This is a genomic window from Acinetobacter sp. UBA3025, assembly GCF_002367915.1.
GTDB lineage: Bacteria > Pseudomonadota > Gammaproteobacteria > Pseudomonadales > Moraxellaceae > Acinetobacter.
In genome coordinates this window covers 1-20,630 of record NZ_DFDO01000112.1, presented here as the reverse complement: position 1 = coordinate 20,630, position 20,630 = coordinate 1, and the positions used below count along the sequence as shown (strand labels likewise).

Sequence of the window (20,630 nt, the reverse complement as noted above, 5' to 3'; positions counted from 1 at the left end):
AATATAACGATGGCTTCCGTACCAACCTGATCGGTACACCTCAGCAGATTGCGGAACGTATCATCGAACTGAAAAAAGTTGGTGTTGATCTGGTTCTTTCAGGCTTCCTGCACTTTATTGAAGAAGTGGAATACTTCGGTGAAAAAGTCTTGCCACTCGTGCGTGAACTCGAAACGCAGCAAGCTGAACAGCAACAAGAAGAACAAGAAGCTGAGCTCGTTTAAACTATAATAATGCTCAGCATAACGATTCATTCCCTCAAGGCTCGGCTTGAGGGATTTTTTTTGTGCAACACAGTGTTCTCGGCATAGAGATAGCCGCCTGCTTCATTCTTGACTAGAATGAAGCCAAACCCGATGAGATAGAAATTTAAATTATGTATACCGGTATCGTACAAGGCTTAGAAAAAGTCGTGGATATTCGCCAGGGCAATGGCTTCATTACCATTATCGTGAGCAACGAAAATCAGTTTTTTCAGGATGTCTTTATTGGCGCCAGTGTTGCGATCAACGGCGTCTGCCTCACCGTAACGACCATTGATCAGAAGCTAAACCAGATTCACTTTGATATCTCCGATGTAACCCTTGCCCTCACCACCTTAAAATCTCTTCAAGTGGGTGATGAAGTGAATGTCGAACGCTCTGCCAAAGTCGGTGCAGAAAATGGCGGGCATAATCTGTATGGACACATCGAAGGCACAGCAATCATTAAAAATCTGGAACATCGGGGTGAAACCTACCATATCGATATTCAGATCCCGGATGGCAATATCAAATACTTTTTCCTGAAAGGGTTTATTGGGCTGAACGGCTGCAGCCTGACCGTCAACCGTGTTGATCGCGCCAATAGTGAAATTTCGATTGATCTGATTCCCGAAACTTTGCGTCTGACCACCTGGAAAGATGCCAAAGTAGGTGATGAAGTTAATTATGAAATTGACCAGACCACGCGCACCTTGGTGGATACCTTAGAAAATATTCACCAGCGTTAAAATGAAAGAGCCGCTTATACCATAGGCGGCTTTTTTAACTGATCATTCTATTCCTATCTACGTTTCTATACAGAATTTTCAGGTGGAATGAATAAAATAATCTGATTCCGATTCAGAACGTTATTCCCATGCAGTTGATCTGGTTCCGCCAAGACCTCCGTATACATGACCATGCCGCACTCTGGCATGCTACTCAGCAAGGACCTTGCATTGCATTAGCAGTCCTATCTCCCGAGCAATGGCAACTGCATCAGGATGCCCGGATCAAAACTGATTTTTATCTGCGCCGGCTTAAATTTTTAAAACAGCAGCTACAACAACTGAATATCCCACTCATCATATTGAACATTCCTTTATGGGAAAATTTGGCGCCAGAAATATTGAATCTGTGTCAAAACCTGAAGATTGAAAGTCTACATACCAATATCGAAGTTGGCGTCAATGAGCTGGAACGTGATGTTCAGGTACAGCAATTGCTGCAACAGCAGCAAATCAGGGTCGAGCTCTATCATGACCGCACCCTGTTTCCCCTCGGCAGTATCCGAAACCAGTCCAATCAACCCTATCAAGTCTATAGTGCCTTTAAGAAAAAGTGCTATGAGCGGCTAATTCTGGATGTACCCGCCTGCTATCCAGAGATTGAAGCTCAAGATCCAATCCAATTATCAACTAAGCTCCCCAATGTTGATCTTGAAAAATTCTCAGCGGATTATGTGGTAGAGCATGCTGCCCAACTTTGGCCTGCGGAGGATCAAGCTGCCTTGGATCTGCTCGATGATTTTATCGAGGACAAAATGGCTCATTATAAAACCGACCGTGATCTGCCAGCAGTTGATGGTACCAGCCGCCTCTCCCCTTATCTGAATATCGGTGTTATTTCAGTTCGCCAATGTATGCAAGCTCTTTTTCAGGATGGCTATTTCCAGATTGAGGATGTGGGTCAGCAGACCTGGTTAGATGAATTCTTGTGGCGGGAATTCTATCTACAGACCCTGTTTGATTTTCCACGTGTCTCCAAACACCAACCATTTAAGCAAAATACCCATAAGATCCAGTGGCGCAATGCCCCCGAAGATCTAGCTGCCTGGCAGCAAGGCCAGACCGGAATTCCAATTGTCGATGCTGGCATGCGGCAAATGCTGGCAACTGGCTGGATGCATAACCGGGTCAGGATGATTACTGCGATGTTCCTGTGTAAGAACTTGCTGATCGACTGGCGACTGGGTGAAAGCTGGTTTATGCAGCACCTGATTGACGGCGATCTGGCTGCGAATAATGGTGGCTGGCAATGGTGTGCATCGACCGGCATGGATGCTGTGCCCTACTTCCGGATTTTTAATCCGGTCAGCCAGTCCCTGAAGTTTGATCCCAATGGAGACTATATCCGCGAGTGGGTGCCTGAACTGGCGCATCTGGATGCCAAATCCATTCATGAACCTTATGCCAGAAATCCAGATTTACAGCTGGATTATCCAAAACCGATTGTAGATTTAAAAGCCTCTCGTGTACGAGCCATAGAAGCCTTTAAGCAGATTTAGAAGAAACTATCACTTCATCTAATATGAAAAGCCTCCAGTATCAGAGGCTTTTTATTTTCATATCAAGAATAAAAACTTGGATCAGGCACTTTCCCGGTCAGTATCCATTCCCCAACTTCCTGATATTTATAATCTACCGGATCATGTAAGGTCTGGGTGCGAACATTACGCCAGAAACGGTCCAGATTCAGTTTGGCTGTGGTCGCACGCGCGCCCATCACCTGAAAAATATTCTGGGTGATATAGAGAGATGTATTGGTGGCCGCGATTTTGGCTGTAGCAATCGCCACTGAAACTTCACCACGCTGCTCGGCAGTGAGATCATTGCCCAGATCCCAAGCAGCTTGTAAGGTTTGAATCGCTTTATCAGCCAGCAAACGCACGCTTTCCAGCTGCACATAAAAATCGGCAAAATGCTTCTGGGTAAAGGGGTCATTTATCGCCTCTTCTACCAGTGATTTTGACCAGGCTTTTTGAGTCTGTACGGTTTGTTTGGCCACTTCAAACGCACCTTCTGCTACACCGAGGAACATGTGTACAAAGATCAGCTGGGCAATTAAAGGACGTAAGCTTGAATACGGTGTACTCAGTGGACCGGGATTTAACAGCAATTCATTTTCATGAATTCTGACCTGCTCAAAATGGCTGGTGCCGCTATCGGTCTGGCGTTGACCCATATTATTCCAGTCACCGAGAAAACTTATGCCCTTACGTGCTGTTGGAATCACCCCAATGAGTAATTTTCCAGCGTCGTTATAGCCTGAGCACAGTAAGATATCGGAATCAATGGAGCCGGAACAGAAGCTTTTATGGCCATCAAAAATATATTCTTTTTCAGCAACTTTTGTTGCGGTAGTACGACGGTCCAGTGGATTTAAGGTATTGCCCCAGAACAGGTTTTCCCGAGCGGTCTGTTCAAACCATGGGCCATATTGTTCCGGTTGGGAAAATAATTGAACCGTTGCAATCAGCAAATGATGAAACCCATAAACATGTGCTAATGAACTATCGACTCGGGCAATGATTTGAATGGTTTTAAAAATTGTCTGCCAGTCTGCTTCCTGACCGCCGTACTGTTTTGGAATAGACAGGCCCAGTAAACCGCTCTGACGAATCAGATCACGCTCGGCTTTAGGATTACCGCCCTGCTTGTCACGAGCTGCGGCTGTTTGGGCAAAAGTTTCTGTCAGTTGCTGGGCAATTTGCAGGGGAGATTGATCTAGATATTGTTGTCGTATATTCATTCTTTTGACCTAAGTTCAGCATGGTTTTAGCTTAGCAGATTGCAGCTTGGCACTATATTCGAAAGCATGCAGAGCTTATTCCTGAGACAAAAATACCGGCAAATAATGCCGGTATTTGAACGTCCCAAACTTATGCCTGATTACGCTGCACTTCAGCGATCAAGTGATCCACGACCTGTGGTTCTGCCAGGGTTGAGGTATCGCCCAGACTGTCCAGTTCATTGGCAGCAATCTTTCTTAAAATCCGGCGCATAATTTTTCCTGAACGGGTTTTAGGTAAAGCGGGTGCCCAGTGCAAGGCATCTGGCGTTGCCACTGGCCCTAAAATTTTACGTACCCAAGCTACCAGTTCACCGCGCAGCTGTTCAGTACTTTCAGTCCCTGCCTGCAAGGTGACAAAGGCACAAATCCCCTGACCTTTGATGTCATGCGGCATACCCACTACGGCAGCTTCGGCAACTGCCTCATGTGCAACCAATGCACTTTCAATTTCTGCCGTACCCAGACGATGGCCTGAAACATTGAGTACGTCATCGACACGACCGGTAATCCAGTAATAGCCATCTTCATCACGACGTGCGCCGTCACCAGTAAAATAGGTACCCGGATAGGTCGAGAAATAGGCGTCAATAAAGCGGTCTGGGTCACCCCAGATGGTGCGCATCTGACCGGGCCAGGAATCCTTAATTACTAGATTCCCTTCTGCCACCCCTTCAATTTCCTTGCCTTCTGCATCGACAATGGCGGGTTGCACACCAAAGAATGGCCGGGTTGCAGAACCCGGTTTCAGGTCGGTCGCACCTGGTAAAGGCGTAATCATGAAGCCACCAGTTTCGGTTTGCCACCAGGTATCAATCACCGGACAGCGGCTTTCACCAACCACCGAGTAATACCAGTTCCAGGCTTCCGGGTTAATCGGTTCACCGACCGAACCTAAAATTCTCAGGCTGCTACGATCACTTTCCCGTACATAGGCATCACCTTCTCGCATCATGGCGCGAATGGCTGTCGGTGCGGTATAGAGAATGGTGACATTATGCTTGTCGACGATATGTCCGGTACGCGCCCAGCTCGGATATTGCGGCACCCCCTCAAACATGACCGTAGTCGTACCATTAGAGAGCGGACCATACAGTACATAGGAATGCCCGGTAATCCAGCCGACATCGGCAGTACACCAGAACACATCATCCTGTTTGATGTCAAAAACTTCGCGGAAGGTGCAATTCACATAAGTCAGATAACCACCTGTGGTATGCAGTACGCCCTTAGGTTTTCCGGTTGAACCTGAAGTATATAAAATAAATAGAGGATCTTCCGCATTCATCGGTTCAGGGGGACAGATCTCATTGACGGTCATGATTTCCATGTGATACCAGAGATCACGTCCCTGTTGCATTTCTACTGGATTGCCGGTGCGATGTACAACGATGACATGTTCAATCGATTCGGTACCGGCAATTTTCAGGGCTTCATCGACATTGGCTTTCAGTGGAATGGCTTTACCACCACGCATGCCCGAATCTGCGGTAATCACCATTTTGGCCTGACTGTCTTCGATCCGGCTGGCCAGAGAATCAGGTGAGAAACCACCAAACACCACACAATGCACTGCACCAATCCGGGCACAGGCCAGCATGGCAATTGCGGCTTCCGAGACCATTGGCATATACAGCACCACCCGGTCGCCCTTTTTAATTCCGTTCTTTTTCAGGACATTGGCGAAACGGCAGGTTTCATCATAAAGCTCATGAAAAGAAATAATCTTGTGACGGGATGGATGATCCCCTTCCCAGATAATCGCCGGTTTATAAGGATGTTCCTTAAGATGGCGATCCAGACAGTTGGCACTGACATTGAGCTGGCCATCTGTAAACCATTCAATTTTAAAATTGTCTTTATCAAAACTGGTATTTTTAACCTGGGTAAAAGGTTTGATCCAGTCCAGGCGTTGTGCCTGTTCAGCCCAGAACTGATCCGGTTGTTGAATGGATTGCTGATAACGCTCAAAATACTCTGTATCAGTGGTACGTGCGGTTTTCTTAAATTCTGCTGGTACTGGATAGATTTCTTTCATTGTTCGCTTCCTTGATCTTGTTCTATCTCATCACGAGAGCTTGATGGCATTTTGTTGATTGTTTTTTATGCATAATGGCAGTATGTACTGCATATTTCAAATCCGACAATCATGCTTTCGTCGTAGATTATTTATTCAAATTCAATCAGAATAACTTCGGATAATGCTCAGCTATGGCCAAAGTCAGCTAGATATTGCTATCGTCAAATAAAATGAGTCTCCCACTCTCGCTGTATTTTATACAGGCTTAGGATCTTGCCCATGAATTCAACTGAACCTTCCTATTTCCCTCCTCCTTTTCCTGCAGCAGATCATCCCTTATCGATCAGGGGCCGATTTGGACGTTTGAGTTTTATTGCCTGGTCTGCATTTTTACAGTTTATTTTCTTATGCAGCAGTATTGCGCTAGGTTTAAGTATTGATATTGTGAACATTGCCAGCCTATCAGTAGATTCAAACTGGCAAATCTCCCTGCACGGTCTGTCCAGCCTGTTTGCCTTAGCGATCATGCTGGTCTATCTGTATTTCGGTATTGTGATTACGGTACGACGCTTACATGATCTGGACCGCAGTGGCTGGTGGATGTTGCTATTCTTCGTGCCTTTGATCAATCTGTTTGTCTGGATCTATATCCTGCTTTTTCCAGGAACAAGAGGCAGCAATCAGTATGGTCCGATACGTACAAGCCCCGTCTGGGAAAAGATTGTAGCTTGGCTAGTAATCATTTTTACCGTACTCAGCCTGTTGGCGACGACTGCGTTATTCTCTTATATGAGTGAAGGTGAACCTTCAAGAATCCCAAGTGAAGTGAAACAAAAAACGACTGAGTTCTTTTAAACCAATTGTGTCTGTTTTGCATAAATATGTTGTGTATAAACTTCGCTGTTGTTAATTTTTTGCTGTAGTTGAGGCAAAATAAGCCAAATTTAAATTGTGGAGTTTTTGTGGCTGAGCAAGAGAATACTTTAAGCCAGGTAACTGAAGGGACGACTGAGCTCCTGCATCAGGCGACTGAAAAAACTGCCCAAACCGTGATCGAACATACCTCCAAGTATAATGATGCCTATAGCACCATTGACAAGATCATGGAGGGTTTCTGGGAGCGTGTGCCTTATTTCTGCATCGCACTGACAGTCATTGTCATTTTCTGGTTGCTGTCAAAACTGTTTAAGTTTTTTGTCCGTAAGACTTTAGAAAACCGTACTTATACCCGACAGAATCTGGTGCTGGTACTGAACCGTGTGGGGAGTACCTTTATTATTTTCTTCGGGGTGTTAATTGGACTGGTCATTGCCATTCCAGGCTTCACTCCAGGTCAGTTGATGAGTGCCCTCGGGATTGGTTCGGTTGCGATCGGTTTCGCCTTTAAGGATATTTTCCAGAACCTGCTTTCCGGTGTGCTGATTTTACTGAGCGAACCGTTCAAGATTGGTGATGACATTATCGTCAATGGCATGGAAGGTACGGTGGAAGATATCCAGATTCGTGCAACTTTTTTACGTTCACCGGATGGCCGTCGTATCGTCATCCCCAATGCCACAGTCTATACCAGTGCAGTCACGGTCAATACTGCTTATACCCGTCGCCGCTGTGAATTTTCGGTCGGTATTGGTTATGAAGATGATATCCAGAAAGCCAAAGATATTATTACTGCAATTCTGGATAAAGATCCGACCATCCTGAGTCAACCTGCATTTAGCGTCAATGTGATTGCACTGGCAGACTTCTCGATTACCCTCAAAGCGTTATGGTGGGTGAATACCACTGAAACAGGCATAGGCACCTCAATCAGTGCAGTTCAGGAACGGGTGATTCAAGCCTTTGCTGAACATAATATTTCGATTCCATATCCGGTGCAGGAAGTGAAAGTCTATCGTGGCGATGGCCATGAGGATGCTTCAGCTCGCGCTAAACAGTCGACCTAAAACATAGGAAATCGCCGTTTCAGTACGGAGAATACGGTTGCCAAGGCTCACTGCCTGGCAGCCGTTTTTTATGAGCAAATCAACTTCGTAAGGAATAAAACCACCTTCGGGGCCAATGACAATCGCGCAAGGATGCTGAAGTGCATATGGCATCGGCTGTTCGGCATAAGGATGTGCAACAAAGGCTGGACGGTCAGCTGTAATGAGTCCCGGTAAGATATCTTCGACAAAAGGTTTAAAGCGTTTATACAGCTCAATTTTCGGAGCAAGCGTATCCCCTGCCTGTTCTAAACCAAGATCTACATAATGATTCAGCTGCTGCAAAAATGGTGTCTGCCAATAGCTTTTATCCACCCGATAGCTATGCAATAAAATGATTTTCTCTACGCCCATGGTCACAGCATCCATGATCAGACGACGCAAAACTTTAGGACGTGGTAAAGCTACAATTAAAGTAACAGGCAGCTTTGCAGGAACTGCTTCTTCTTGAATCGGCTTCAATAAAACTGCCTTTTCAGAGATTTCGACAACTTCAGTTAAATACCGTTTCCCTTCCCGAATTCCGACTTTTAATGTGTCACCGACCTGAACCTCAAGATGTTGTTGCAAATGTTCCAGCTGCCGCTTTGACGTAATTGACCATAGATCAGATTCGGTTTGGCGGGGATCAAGCAGGACGATATTCATAAAAAATTAACTCAACAAATCCATCACTGGATACGCGGAAACGTCATCCACAACTGTCCGAGGCAGGACTCTTTTTGCCTGATATAGGTTCTGCGATATCTCTGCAAAAAGATGGTATATGACGAGTTTTGTGGATGACAAATGGTTTTGTTACTTTTGCCGAAATAAAAGTAAAAGAAAGAAGAGTCCCTGGCATTAAATCTATAAAGATAAGGCTTAGTTTTAACCTTATACAGTCAATCCATGAAAATCAGCTTCTTCACAAATCAGAATATAATCAAAGATATTGATCAATCACCTGAATATGCCTTTCAAGTGAACCCTGATTTTGCTGCATAATCTTTTGTGCAGCAATATTCAAGCTTTCAGCTTTAGCTGAATTATTCAGAATTTCTAGCAAAGTCTCAGCAGCCTGTTTAGCATCCTGCACCACTTCTACGGCATGCGCCTGGACAAACTCATCCACAATCGTCTGAAAGTTAAAATAATTTTTACCCAGAATCGTTGGGACATTCAGTGCAATCGGCTCCAGAATATTATGTCCACCACCTGGTTCATTCAAAGAGCCACCAACATAACAGGCTTGGCTCAAGGCATACCAGAGCCACATCTCGCCCATGGAATCTGCCAGATAAACCTGAGTATCTTCTTCGATACGTTGCCCCACACTACGGCGCTGGGTTCTTAAACCTAAGGACTGTGCAGCCTGGAACACCTCATCAAAACGTTCCGGATGGCGCGGCACTACGATACAAACTAATGCTGGATCTGCATCCAGTGCAGATTTAAGTTCAGCCATCAATTGCTGTTCTTCAGGCGCATGCGTACTGGCGAGAGTAATAATCTTGCGGCCTTGCAGAGACCATTCCTGTCTCAACCCTGCCGCATGATCAATAAACTGTTGCGGTGCCGTGATATCAAACTTGATATTGCCCAAGACCTGAGTTTTTTCTAAAGCTATACCTAGATCAATATAACGCTGCTGGGTCGCTGTATCTTGAGCCAAAAGGCCAGTTAAATTCTTAAGCATGCCACGGGTTAGGCCTTTGACTTTGCCATAGCCTTTGGCGGATTTTTCAGAAAGACGGGCATTCAATAATAGGCAAGGCACATTAAAAGCAGGTGCCTGATCAATCAGATTTGGCCAGAGTTCGGTTTCCATCAATAACAGCAATTTAGGCTGATATTTTTGATAAAAATCACGAATCAGGGTTTTCTGGTCAGCTGGCAAATATACAGCCTGGAATAAGTCTAAATAAGGTTCTTTTAAGAAGAGAGATTTGGCTCGTGCCTGCCCGGTCTTGGTGGTATTGGTCACCAGAACCGGATGCCCAAGTTTCAAATAATATTCAATTAAAGGTTGAGCGGCATTGGTTTCCCCTACGGATACCACATGAAACCAGATTGCCTGCAGGTTTTTAGGGGATTGGAAAGGACCAAAACGTTCCAGCAATTCTTGTTGTAATTGTTCCGGACTGGTCGCACGTTTACGTATACGGGATTGATAAAGCGGTTTCGCTAGCGCCAAGGCTGCGTTATACCAGAATGGAGTAGCCACATTGCGCCCCAAAACAGATTCAATCGGCAAAATATAACAGAGCCACATCGACATGTTAATCGATGTGGCTCTAATTTCGAATTATTCTATGGTGCTTAATACCTTAACTTCTGCCAAAGTTGGATAATCAATATAACCTTCAGCCACCTGACTACCGATCATATTTTCCATTTTCAGCTCATTAAGCGGTGCATTCTGAAGCAGACGCTCGTATAGATCAGGATTCGCAATGTAGGCTTTACCAAATGCGACTGCATCTGCCTTTTCAGCTGCCAGTAGCTCAATCGCATCTTCACGACTCAGTTGCATATTAGCAATATAAGGTACTCCACCTGAACGCTCTTTCATATATTCAGAAATACTGTCTTCAGCCAGATATTCACGAGTAAAGAAGAAGGCAATCTTGCGCTTGCCCAGCTGCTCCATGGCATAGCCAAATGTTTCACGTGGATCATTATCACCCATGTCATGGTCATCGCCACGCGGCGCAAAATGCACCCCTACACGATCCGCACCCCATACTTCAATCAGTGCATCAGTTGCTTCTAGCAGGAACCGTGTACGGTTTTCCACTGAACCACCGTATTCATCTTCACGCTGATTGGTTTTACTTTGCAGGAACTGATCAATCAGATAACCATTGGCAGCATGTAATTCAACACCATCAAAACCGGCTTCTTTAGCACGAATCGCAGCTTGCTTGTATTGCTCGGTAATCGTGTGAATTTCAGAAACTTCCAAAGGACGCGGCGTAACGTATGGACGTTTTGGACGTAACAAGCTGACATGACCCGCCTGTTGTACTGCACTTGCAGAGACTGGTGTTTCACCATTTAACAGATCTGGATGCGATACACGGCCAACATGCCAAAGCTGGGCAACGATTAAACCGCCCTTCTCATGAACCGCTTGAGTGACCTTTTTCCAGCCTTCGACCTGAGCATCGGTAAACAGTCCTGGAGTATTTAAATAGCCATTGGCTTCTTCAGAAATCACTGTAGCTTCAGAAATGATCAGGCCAGCACTTGCACGTTGCGCATAGTATTCAACCATCATTGGGGTTGGAACGCGATCAGCAGTTGCGCGGCTACGGGTCAGCGGCGCCATGATGACACGGTTTTTAAGCTCTAACGCACCGAGCGTTAAAGGAGAATTTAATTCAGCCATCGTTACTCCCACCTGTTAAAGGTGTTGTTGTAGGTGTTCGATAAATTGCTGAATTAAAGTTTCATTGCGGGAGAAATATGACCACTGTTCATGCTTGGTCGCAGTGATCAGGCCAGCCTGCTGTAACACCGACAGGTGATTGGACATGGTGGACTGTGAGACCTGGCCCAAACATTCAATTTGACCTGCACAGACCCCACGTTGAAAGCCACCACACTCTTCCGCAGACAGATATTGCTCCGGAGATTTTAACCACTCCAGAATTTGTCGACGGGTCGGATTAGCTAAGGCTTTAAAAATTAGATCAAGGTCCATAGGCACATCACAATCAGTGGCGCAACGAAACTTTATTCAGCATCTGCAACCATTATATCGTATTTTTTCGATTTATATATCGAATAATTTAGATATAAGAGTCACAGTCTGTTAAAGCTTTGTTACGCCAGCTTTTAAACGATTTCTTACAGGCCCTGTTTCAGGCTTGCTTCGATAAATTTGTCCAGATCACCGTCCAGAACTGCGCCAGTATTGGAGGTTTCTACCCCTGTACGCAAATCCTTGATACGTGAATCATCCAGGACATAAGAACGAATCTGGCTACCCCAGCCGATATCAGACTTGGAATCTTCCAATGCCTGTGCAGCTTCATTACGTTTATTCATTTCCAGCTCATATAGCTTGGCACGTAATTGCTTCCAGGCATGGTCACGGTTGGCATGTTGTGAACGCTGGTTCTGACAAGCCACCACAATACCGGTTGGAATGTGGGTTAAACGCACTGCAGAGTCAGTTTTGTTAATGTGCTGACCACCCGCGCCTGATGCACGGTAAGTATCGGTACGGACATCTGAAGGATTGATTTCAATTTCGATATTGTCATCTACTTCAGGTGAGACAAACACGGCAGAAAATGACGTATGACGACGGTTGCCCGAGTCAAATGGTGATTTACGCACTAAACGGTGTACACCAGACTCAGTACGTAACCAGCCATAGGCATACTCACCTTCGACACGAATCGTCGCAGATTTAATCCCGGCGACATCACCGTCAGATTCTTCCATCAGTTCAGCTTTAAAACCATGACGTTCGATCCAGCGCATGTACATACGTAGCAGCATAGACGCCCAGTCCTGTGCTTCAGTACCGCCGGAACCTGCCTGAATTTCCACATAGCAAGGGTTTGGATCCATCGGGTTGCTGAACATACGACGGAATTCAAGCTTCGCCAGTTCTTCTTCAGCTGCATTCAGCTCAGCCTGCACATCTTCCAGCATCGCTTCTTCATCTGCTTCAACCGCAAGGTCAAGCATCGCTTGAGCATCTTCAAGCTGGGTGGTTAAGCCGTCCAGTACATTAAGTACATTTTCAAGCTCGCCTTTTTCTTTGGCCATGGCCTGAGCACGACTCTGGTCATTCCAAATCGCCGGGTCTTCTAATTCACGCAGGACTTCTTCTAAACGCTCTTTTTTCAGATCGTAGTCAAAGATACCCCCGTAGTGTTTGACCACGTTCGTTTAAGTCTTTTAATTGGTTTAGATACGGATTAATTTCCACGTGAATTACTCTCAATCAAAATTAGGTATAAATTCTTAGGTCAATATTATATCACAGTCTATTTCGCCAATTTATAGCGATAAATCCATCTTTAAAGCTAAGCAAGAAAATGTCACTCACACATTTTTTAATTACAAAATTTGTCAGCCCGATAAAATAGCTAAATATTATTTTTAATACTTTCTCATTCTATTCTTAAATATATTTCGCTGTATTTTTATACTCAGTTTTTGATTCATTTTAAAACCCTAAAACCCCTACAAAATAAGATAAAAAATAGCATTTTCAATACATTCCACAATATCTACACACTTTTAATAAAACAAAACATTTCATTTTTAGTTTTTGAATTCAATTAGTTATTAAATGAAAATTACATAATATTACCTTACTCACAATGTAGTAACTTTCCTTTGATTGACGATTATTGGAATTGGTCTAGACTTAAAGTTGTAACAAAAAGTGTATTAATTTTAGCCATATTTTTCAGAGGGGAGTATCCGCATGAAAAAACTAGCAATCGCTTCAGCATTACTTTCAGCCGTAGCTCTTACAGGTACAGCAGCTCATGCTTATCAAGTAGAAGTGGGTGCATCTGCAGGCCTAACAGACCCGGATAATGGTAGCTCAAGCGGCTCTTTTGGTGTTGATGGCACATACTACTTTAATCCAGTTGAAACACGTAATGCACCATTAGCCGAAGCAGCTTTCCTTGATCGTGCAAGTAATGTGAAAGCTCAATATCAATATGATGATTACGACTCTTCAGAACGTCACCGTTATGGTGTAGGTGCTGAATACTTCGTACCAAACTCAGATTTTTATTTGAGTGGTAGCGTAGGTCGTGATGATTCTAAATACGACTATGCACCTGATTTTGACGAAACCGTTTATAGTGCTGAAGTCGGTTATTTACCTGCACCAGGTCTGTTAATTGCAGCAGGTGTGAAAGGTTATGACAATGACTATGATGACGGTGTAGATCCAACTTTACGTGCTAAATATGTGACTACCTTAAGCAATGGTAAAGATATTAACCTTGAAGCTGGCGCTGCCTTTGGCGACCTAGATGAGTACAACTTAAAAGCTGACTACTTCATCGACAAAACTTTAAGTGTTGGTGCTGATTATCAAAGCAAAGACAATGGCCCATATGACTCAAATGAATTTGGTGTAAGTGCACGTAAATTCTTTAATGAACAAGTGAGCTTGGAAGGTCGTGTAGGTTTTGGTGAAATTGGTAACCAAGACTACAACAAATTTGGTCTAGCTGCGAAATACCGCTTCTAATCCAAACTAAGAAATTTCATTATAAAAAACCCATCTTCGGATGGGTTTTTTATTGCACTTTAAACAAGCATTTAGGTAGTTTTTGCACATTGACGGGGCGATTATTATCTGTACAATTTGTTACAACTGTTAATAAAACAGCCATATTTTATAACAAAGAGAGAACTCTAAATGCTTAAGAAACTTACTCTTGCTACAGCACTTATTGCTAGCCTAGGAACTGCTCACGCTTATCAAGCTGAACTTAATGTAGGGTATGAAAACACTGATATCGATAACCTTGGGGATCTAGATACATTTTTCATCAATGGAAAATATTATTTAAATGATGTTCAAGTTAAGAACTCTCCACTTGCAGAAGCGGCTTTCCTAAATAAAGCAAGCAATATTGGCTTAGGTTATGCAAATGCAAGCGGTAATGGCGATGAAGATATTGATGTGTTTGGTGTAAGTGGTGAGTTTTATATTCCAAATACTCAATTTTATGTAAGCGGTACTATTAACCAAGTTGATTTTGCAGGTGACGATAATACCGGTTATGCGCTTGAAGTAGGTTACCTACCAGTTACTGGCTTGTTGCTAGCAGTAGGTGCCGCAAATGAAAGCGTAGACCCAGTTCAAGTGGCAAACTATGGTTTCACCGCAAATCTTTCAAATGCACTTACTGTAGGTGATGACACTGCATTATCTTTACGTGCCAAATACGTGACTCAAATTGGCAATCATTTCACCAATTTTGAAGGTTTAACTTATATTGGTGATGAAACAACCTATCGCTTAGCTGCTGATCTTTATATCGATCCAACTCTCAGTGTAGGTCTATCTATTGCTGATTCTACTGCAGATGGTTCAGATACACTGTTCGGTATTAAAGCTCAAAAATTCTTTACGCCAACTATTGCAGCAGGTGTAAATTACCATACAACTGACGGTATTGACTCGTTTGGTATCAATGGTACTTTCCGCTTCTAATCTCCAAGATTAAAAGTCCAAAAAAAACCGCTCAATTGAGCGGTTTTTTATGGCCTATTGCTCTAAATGGATAATCCGCATTTGCAGGCTGACATTGCCATTAAAGACATTTTTATCCAGTTCATAAACCAGACGAACATGCTGCTTCATCGGATCAAACTTGTATTTATCGATGGCACTAAAGGCAATCGCATCCACAACCTGCCCATTCTCTAAGGCAACACGTAATTTCAGATGTACATCCTTGAGCCAGCGGTAATCCAGAATCTTAAAGATGCCTTCAAAAATCGGTTGAGGAAACTTTTGTCCCCATGGACTTAAGTTTTGCAGTAAATCGACCGTTTCAATTTGGAAAGCTGATGCCGGTAGTTCCCCATCAGTCCACAGCGTAGCGGTAAATAGGCTTTCATCCATCTCTGCAATCAGCTGTTCAAAGACCTGTTTAAATTCAGCAAAATGCTGTTTTTTAATAGTTAGTCCCGCTGCGGCCGCGTGCCCACCAAAATGGCTGACCAGATGCGGATACTGCTCTGCTATCCGTTCAATACTATCCCGGATATGAATCCCTTCAATGGAACGTGCTGAACCTTTGATATGAATCCCATCTTCATCTGCTGCGAACACAATACTTGGACGATGGAACTGTTCTTTTAAACGCCCCGCCACAATCCCGATCACACCCTGATGCCAGTGCTGTTCAAACATGATCAGCGCGGCTGGCAAAGTATTCTCATCCAGCTGGATTTTTTCCAGTTCAGTCAAAGCTTCTTGCTTGATTTTGCCTTCTACCTGACGACGTTCGACATTGAGTTTATTCAGCTGTTCTGCGAGTGGATAAGCGGTTGCCAGATCCGGAGCAAGCAAACACTCGATCCCGATATCCATGGTTTCCATACGACCCGCTGCATTAATGCGTGGGCCAAGCACAAAACCCAGATCCTGCGCTTTGAGCGTAGCTGCATCACGACCAGCAATCTCTAGCAAGGCACTGATGCCAGGTCGGCAAAGATGATGTTGAATCCGTTTTAAGCCGGCATCCACCAGAATACGGTTGTTATAGTCCAGACTTGCGACATCTGCATAAGTACCTAAAGCGACCAGATCCAGATAATTGGTAATAACCGTTGAAGATTTACCCAACTTTTTACGATGAGTCGATAGATTTGCCAGAACATAAAAAGCTACCCCTACACCTGCCAAAGCCTTACTTGGAAAATCACAACCCAGCTGATTGGGATTGACCACAGCCTCTGCTGCAGGTGTAGGCTTGGTAGTTAAGTGGTGATCGGTAATAATCACCTGCATACCATGATCTTGCGCCTGTTTCACGCCTTCATGACTGGAAATCCCGTTATCCACTGTGATTAAAAGATCCGGCGTAAAATTAGCAAAAGCCAGATCCGCAATCGCAGGTGTCAGGCCATAACCATACTTAAACCGGTCAGGAACCAGATAGTCGACATGAGCACCCATATCACGCAGAGCAAGTACCATCAGTGTGGTACTGGTCGCCCCATCAGCATCATAGTCACCAACAATTACGATTTTCTGGCCGGCATCTATAGCCTGATCAATCAGCTGGACCGCTTCCGTTAAGCCTTTCATGGTCGGAGCCAACAGATGCTTGAGTTTCAGCTCCAGCTCCTGTTCAGATTCCACGCCACGGCGTGCCAGAATGTTAGCTACAAATGAAGGCACGCCCTGAAAAGATTCAGGGCGTGTCAGTAAAGGTCTTTGCTTGATTTCAAGTTTAGGCATTGTTATGGCATCAATCGTTGTAGTTTCCACGCCCCATCGATTTTTTCATAACTCAGGCGGTCATGTAAACGGTTGGGGCGCCCCTGCCAGAATTCATAATAGTCCGGCTGCAAACGATAGCCGCCCCAGAATACCGGTTTATCCAGTTCTTCCTGATTAGCGACCTGCTGATGCAGATCCCAGAAGCGTTGCTGTAGTTCTTCACGGCTAGCAACCACACCGCTTTGCGGGGTACTGATATGTGCAGCGATCTGACTTTCACGCGGACGTTTATGATAATAATCAGTCGATTCTTCTTCCGAAATTTTAACTACCTTACCGCTAATCCGGATCTGACGTTCCTGTTCCTGCCAGTAAAACAGTAATTCTGCATACGGGTTTTCGGCCAGATCCAGACCTTTCTGACTGTCATAATTGGTATAGAAATCATAACCCGCTTCTGTGGCACCACGCAGCAACACTGTGCGTACATGCGGACGACCCTGTGCATTTGCGGTTGCCAATGACATGGCATAAGGTTCATGCAGCTGTGCAGCAAGTGCATGGTTAAACCACTGCAAAAACTGCATATGCGGATTGGGATTGACCTGATCTTCATGTAACTCGCCTTTTTGATAGTTCAGACGCAGTTCACTCAGATCCTTAATCAGATCGCTCATTCACTTTTCCCTCATTTAAGCGGCGTTGGCACGTACCGCATCAGCCAATGAATTTGCCAGTGTAGTTACTTCAGCAAGATCTTCGCCTTCTACCATGACACGGATCACCGGTTCAGTCCCTGATTTACGGATCAGTAAACGGCCACGACCTTTGAGCTGCTCTTCAGCTTTGCTAAATTCTGCAGTCAAAGCAGGCACTGAGTACGGGTCAAACATGGTATTCAGGCGCACATTCACCAAGACATTCGGCAATAATTTAAAATCAGCCACTAACTCGTGCAGTGCTTTCTTCTGCTCGACCATCACGGTTAAGACTTGCAGCGCAGCAATAATCGCATCGCCTGTGGTGCTCTTATCCAAAGTCAGGATATGCCCTGATGGCTCACCACCAATCGACCAGCCTTTTTCTTCCAGATCTTGCAGTACATAACGGTCACCGACTTTGGCACGTAGCAGTTCTACTCCGGCTTTTTCCAGTGCCAGTTCCAACGCCATATTACTCATCAAGGTACCGACGATACCCGCCGGCTTGTTTTTTGCCTGAGTCGCAAGAATATACAGAATATGGTCACCGGTAATTTGCTCACCGTTTTTATCAACCATGATCACACGGTCCGCATCACCATCAAAGGCTATACCTAAATCAGCACCATGCTCAACCACTGCTTTTTGCAGATTTTCCGGATGAGTCGAACCACAGTTCTTATTGATATTCAGACCGTTTGGCTCATCGTAAATGGAAATAACATTGGCACCCAACTCACGAAAAACCGCAGGCCCTACGCTATAAGCTGCACCATTGGCACAATCAACAACAATAGTTAAGTCATTCAGGTCTAAATGGTATGGGAAGGTTGATTTACAAAATTCAATATAACGGCCATTGGCATCTTTCACACGGAAACTTTTACCTAAGTTCGCGTTATCTTCAATTACCAGTTCTTTTTCCAGTTCCTGGTTGATTTCGTCCTGCAAAGTATCAGGCAGTTTTTTGCCTTCACTCGAAAAAAATTTAATTCCGTTATCAAAATATGGGTTATGTGATGCTGAAATGACGATGCCGAGATTGGCATGTAAAGCACGGGTTAAATGGGCAATGGCAGGCGTTGGCAAAGGTCCAAGCAGATGCACATAGACACCCGCCGCATTGAGACCTGCCTGTAGTGCAGATTCCAGAATATAACCCGATAAACGGGTATCTTTGCCCAGTACCACCAATGGTTTGTTTTTTTTGCTATTTCGTTTTAATACTTTCCCTGCCGCAAAACCTAGTTTCAGGGCAAACTCAGGTGTAATCGGTAACTCACCGAATTTTCCACGAATACCATCCGTACCAAAATAACTCATGCCTTGTCTCACTTCTTAACGGGTGATTTACATCATCCTTTTTCATTGTGTAACACTGTACACCAAAACAAAAAAGCCGTCATGAGGATGACGGCTTTTTCAGAGTAAACAACCAGCGAAAGTTAGCCCATACGGTAGTTTGGCGCTTCTTTGGTGATGGTTACATCATGCACGTGAGACTCAGACATACCAGCAGATGTGATTTTCACAAACTTGGCATTTTGACGAAGATCATCAATCGTTGCAGAACCGGTATAGCCCATAGAAGAACGCAGACCGCCCATCATCTGATGCACGATATTGCCCATTGGGCCTTTGTACGGTACGCGACCTTCGATACCTTCAGGAACCAGTTTTTCAGCACCGGCTTTAGAGTCCTGGAAGTAACGGTCAGCAGAACCAGTCGCACCAGCCATCGCACCCAAAGAACCCATACCACGGTAAGCTTTGTAGTAACGACCCTGGAAGAATTCAACTTCGCCCGGTGCTTCTTCAGTACCGGCCATTAATGAACCCACCATGATGGTGCTTGCACCCGCGCCAATCGCTTTGGCCATATCACCAGAGAAACGGATACCACCATCAGCAATTAATGGAATCTGTTCTTTCAATGCACGTGCAACAGAATCAATTGCAGAAATTTGCGGCATACCAATACCAGCCACAATACGAGTTGTACAGATTGAGCCAGGACCGATCCCTACTTTCACTGCATCCGCACCCGCATCAAGCAAGGCAAGCGCAGCATCACCAGTTGCGATGTTACCGCCAATCACTTGAACTTGTGGGTAGTTCTGTTTGACCCAGCGTACACGCTCGATCACACCCGCAGAGTGACCATGTGCAGTGTCCACAACAATCACATCTACACCAGCATCAACCAGTGCTTCTACACGGCTTGGTGTTTCAGCGCCCGTACCGACTGCTGCACCTACACGTAAACGACCTAAATCATCTTTACAGCTATTTGGATAAAGTTCCGCTTTACGGAAATCAGTCACCGTGATCAAGCCTTTTAATTCGTTGTTTTCGCCAACAACGATAACTTTTTCAATACGGTTTTTTTGCAATAAGGCCTGAATGTTTTCTTTCGATTCGCCTTCACGCACAGTCACCAGACGGTCTTGGCCAGTCATGATATTGCTGACCGGCTGTTCCAGATTGGTTTCAAAGCGTGTATCACGGCCTGTTACGATACCCACTACTTTACCGTCTTTAACCACGGGTACACCGCTGATGTTATTCGCTTGAGTCACAGCGATCAGTTCACGTACAGTCGTTTCAGGGGTAACTGTGATTGGATCTTTCACCATACCGGCTTCAAATTTTTTCACACGGCGTACTTCTGCGGCCTGGGCAGCAATATCCATGTTCTTGTGCAGAATACCAATACCGCCATTTTGTGCCATCGCAATTGCCATACGTGACTCAGTCACAGTATCCATAGCTGCTGAAACAAGTGGGATATTCAGGTTAATGCCGCGAGTCAGGCGTGTCTTTAGAGAGACATCTTTTGGGAGAACAGTAGAGTAGGCAGGGAGTAATAGGACATCATCGAAGGTTAACGCGTCTTGAACGATGGTCAACATAACAGTCTCACTGGTAATTTCCGTGCGCTATTATAAACAAATTTAGCTCTAAATTTCATTGCAATTGCAAAATTTATTTTGTCTAAATCTGGACTTAGATTTAATCCGAATATCTAAACCTGTAAATTTGACTATTCAATCAACAATTTAAATATGCCAGAGTAGTCATCATATTTATTCGGTTTACAAAATCCCTTACTAATTTTTTCTCCCATAAAAAAGCAGAGTCCATACCCTGCTTTTTAAATCTTGAGTTTGGATTTAGCTTACT

The 20,630-nt window shown here is 44.5% G+C and carries 17 protein-coding genes and 1 pseudogene; 7 read left to right on the top strand and 11 right to left on the bottom strand.

Features of this window, described 5'->3' with window-relative positions; genetic code table 11:
- The 3 genes and pseudogenes from B4J23_RS04825 to B4J23_RS04815 all read left to right on the top strand — a co-directional run.
- Window positions 1-224: pseudogene (locus B4J23_RS04825) on the top strand (dimethyl sulfone monooxygenase SfnG); the annotation flags it as partial.
- A 152-nt stretch (window positions 225-376) separates the two neighbouring features.
- Window positions 377-991 (top strand): riboflavin synthase subunit alpha, encoded by a 615-nt coding sequence (locus B4J23_RS04820; protein WP_291358996.1) that lies wholly within the window; start codon window positions 377-379, stop codon window positions 989-991.
- Between the two features lie 128 nt (window positions 992-1,119).
- Window positions 1,120-2,529 carry a cryptochrome/photolyase family protein gene (locus tag B4J23_RS04815; protein WP_291358994.1) on the top strand — a complete coding sequence of 470 codons (1,410 nt, stop codon included), beginning with the start codon at window positions 1,120-1,122 and terminating at the stop codon, window positions 2,527-2,529.
- Window positions 2,530-2,591: 62 nt separating this feature from the next.
- On the opposite strand, the gene B4J23_RS04810 is transcribed toward B4J23_RS04815, so the two are convergent.
- Together B4J23_RS04810 and acs are read right to left on the bottom strand one after the other, a co-directional pair.
- Window positions 2,592-3,773: an acyl-CoA dehydrogenase family protein gene (locus B4J23_RS04810; RefSeq protein ID WP_291358992.1), complete on the bottom strand. Its 1,182-nt coding sequence runs from the start codon at window positions 3,771-3,773 to the stop codon at window positions 2,592-2,594.
- Between the two features lie 130 nt (window positions 3,774-3,903).
- Window positions 3,904-5,850, bottom strand: a complete 1,947-nt coding sequence (acs, locus tag B4J23_RS04805) for an acetate--CoA ligase (RefSeq protein WP_291358990.1) — start codon at window positions 5,848-5,850, stop codon at window positions 3,904-3,906.
- A 261-nt stretch (window positions 5,851-6,111) separates the two neighbouring features.
- On the opposite strand from acs, the gene B4J23_RS04800 reads away from it, so the two are divergent.
- Both B4J23_RS04800 and B4J23_RS04795 read left to right on the top strand, forming a co-directional pair.
- Window positions 6,112-6,687: a DUF805 domain-containing protein gene (locus tag B4J23_RS04800; RefSeq protein ID WP_034170236.1), complete on the top strand. Its 576-nt coding sequence runs from the start codon at window positions 6,112-6,114 to the stop codon at window positions 6,685-6,687.
- Between the two features lie 107 nt (window positions 6,688-6,794).
- Window positions 6,795-7,775, top strand: coding sequence for a mechanosensitive ion channel family protein (locus tag B4J23_RS04795; protein ID WP_291358987.1), 981 nt, complete (start codon window positions 6,795-6,797; stop codon window positions 7,773-7,775).
- Here the strand turns inward: B4J23_RS04795 and B4J23_RS04790 are convergent.
- The 5 genes from B4J23_RS04790 to prfB form a co-directional block, all read right to left on the bottom strand.
- Window positions 7,749-8,462, bottom strand: coding sequence for a 16S rRNA (uracil(1498)-N(3))-methyltransferase (locus tag B4J23_RS04790; protein WP_291358985.1), 714 nt, complete (start codon window positions 8,460-8,462; stop codon window positions 7,749-7,751). The genes B4J23_RS04795 and B4J23_RS04790 overlap by 27 nt on opposite strands.
- A gap of 277 nt (window positions 8,463-8,739) precedes the next feature.
- Window positions 8,740-10,020 carry a 3-deoxy-D-manno-octulosonic acid transferase gene (locus tag B4J23_RS04785; protein WP_291358998.1) on the bottom strand — a complete coding sequence of 427 codons (1,281 nt, stop codon included), beginning with the start codon at window positions 10,018-10,020 and terminating at the stop codon, window positions 8,740-8,742.
- Window positions 10,021-10,101: 81 nt separating this feature from the next.
- Entirely contained in the window at window positions 10,102-11,187 is a 1,086-nt protein-coding gene (locus tag B4J23_RS04780; RefSeq protein ID WP_125279176.1) for an alkene reductase, read from the bottom strand.
- A gap of 15 nt (window positions 11,188-11,202) precedes the next feature.
- On the bottom strand, window positions 11,203-11,502 hold the full coding sequence (locus B4J23_RS04775; RefSeq protein WP_291358982.1) for an ArsR/SmtB family transcription factor: 300 nt from the start codon (window positions 11,500-11,502) through the stop codon (window positions 11,203-11,205).
- Between the two features lie 146 nt (window positions 11,503-11,648).
- Window positions 11,649-12,744 (bottom strand): peptide chain release factor 2 gene (prfB, locus tag B4J23_RS04770; protein WP_122959107.1). Its coding sequence is split into 2 segments (ribosomal slippage): window positions 11,649-12,671 and window positions 12,673-12,744, totalling 1,095 coding nucleotides; the frame shifts between segments, so codons are not numbered across the junction.
- Between the two features lie 504 nt (window positions 12,745-13,248).
- On the opposite strand from prfB, the gene B4J23_RS04765 reads away from it, so the two are divergent.
- Together B4J23_RS04765 and B4J23_RS04760 are read left to right on the top strand one after the other, a co-directional pair.
- Window positions 13,249-14,034, top strand: a complete 786-nt coding sequence (locus B4J23_RS04765; RefSeq protein WP_034703585.1) for a putative porin — start codon at window positions 13,249-13,251, stop codon at window positions 14,032-14,034.
- Window positions 14,035-14,205: 171 nt separating this feature from the next.
- Window positions 14,206-15,006 carry a putative porin gene (locus B4J23_RS04760; RefSeq protein WP_291358976.1) on the top strand — a complete coding sequence of 267 codons (801 nt, stop codon included), beginning with the start codon at window positions 14,206-14,208 and terminating at the stop codon, window positions 15,004-15,006.
- A 54-nt stretch (window positions 15,007-15,060) separates the two neighbouring features.
- Here the strand turns inward: B4J23_RS04760 and recJ are convergent, their stop codons facing one another.
- The 4 genes from recJ to guaB form a co-directional block, all read right to left on the bottom strand.
- Window positions 15,061-16,764 carry a single-stranded-DNA-specific exonuclease RecJ gene (gene recJ / locus B4J23_RS04755; protein WP_180017259.1) on the bottom strand — a complete coding sequence of 568 codons (1,704 nt, stop codon included), beginning with the start codon at window positions 16,762-16,764 and terminating at the stop codon, window positions 15,061-15,063.
- 2 nt (window positions 16,765-16,766) lie between these two features.
- Window positions 16,767-17,423: a pyridoxamine 5'-phosphate oxidase gene (gene pdxH, locus B4J23_RS04750; protein WP_291358973.1), complete on the bottom strand. Its 657-nt coding sequence runs from the start codon at window positions 17,421-17,423 to the stop codon at window positions 16,767-16,769.
- 15 nt (window positions 17,424-17,438) lie between these two features.
- Complete coding sequence (gene glmM / locus B4J23_RS04745) at window positions 17,439-18,770, bottom strand: phosphoglucosamine mutase (RefSeq protein WP_291358971.1); 1,332 nt, start codon at window positions 18,768-18,770, stop codon at window positions 17,439-17,441.
- Between the two features lie 122 nt (window positions 18,771-18,892).
- A complete protein-coding gene (gene guaB / locus B4J23_RS04740) occupies window positions 18,893-20,359 on the bottom strand; it encodes an IMP dehydrogenase (protein WP_034170242.1) in 1,467 nt (488 codons plus the stop codon).
- Window positions 20,360-20,630 lie beyond the last annotated feature (271 nt).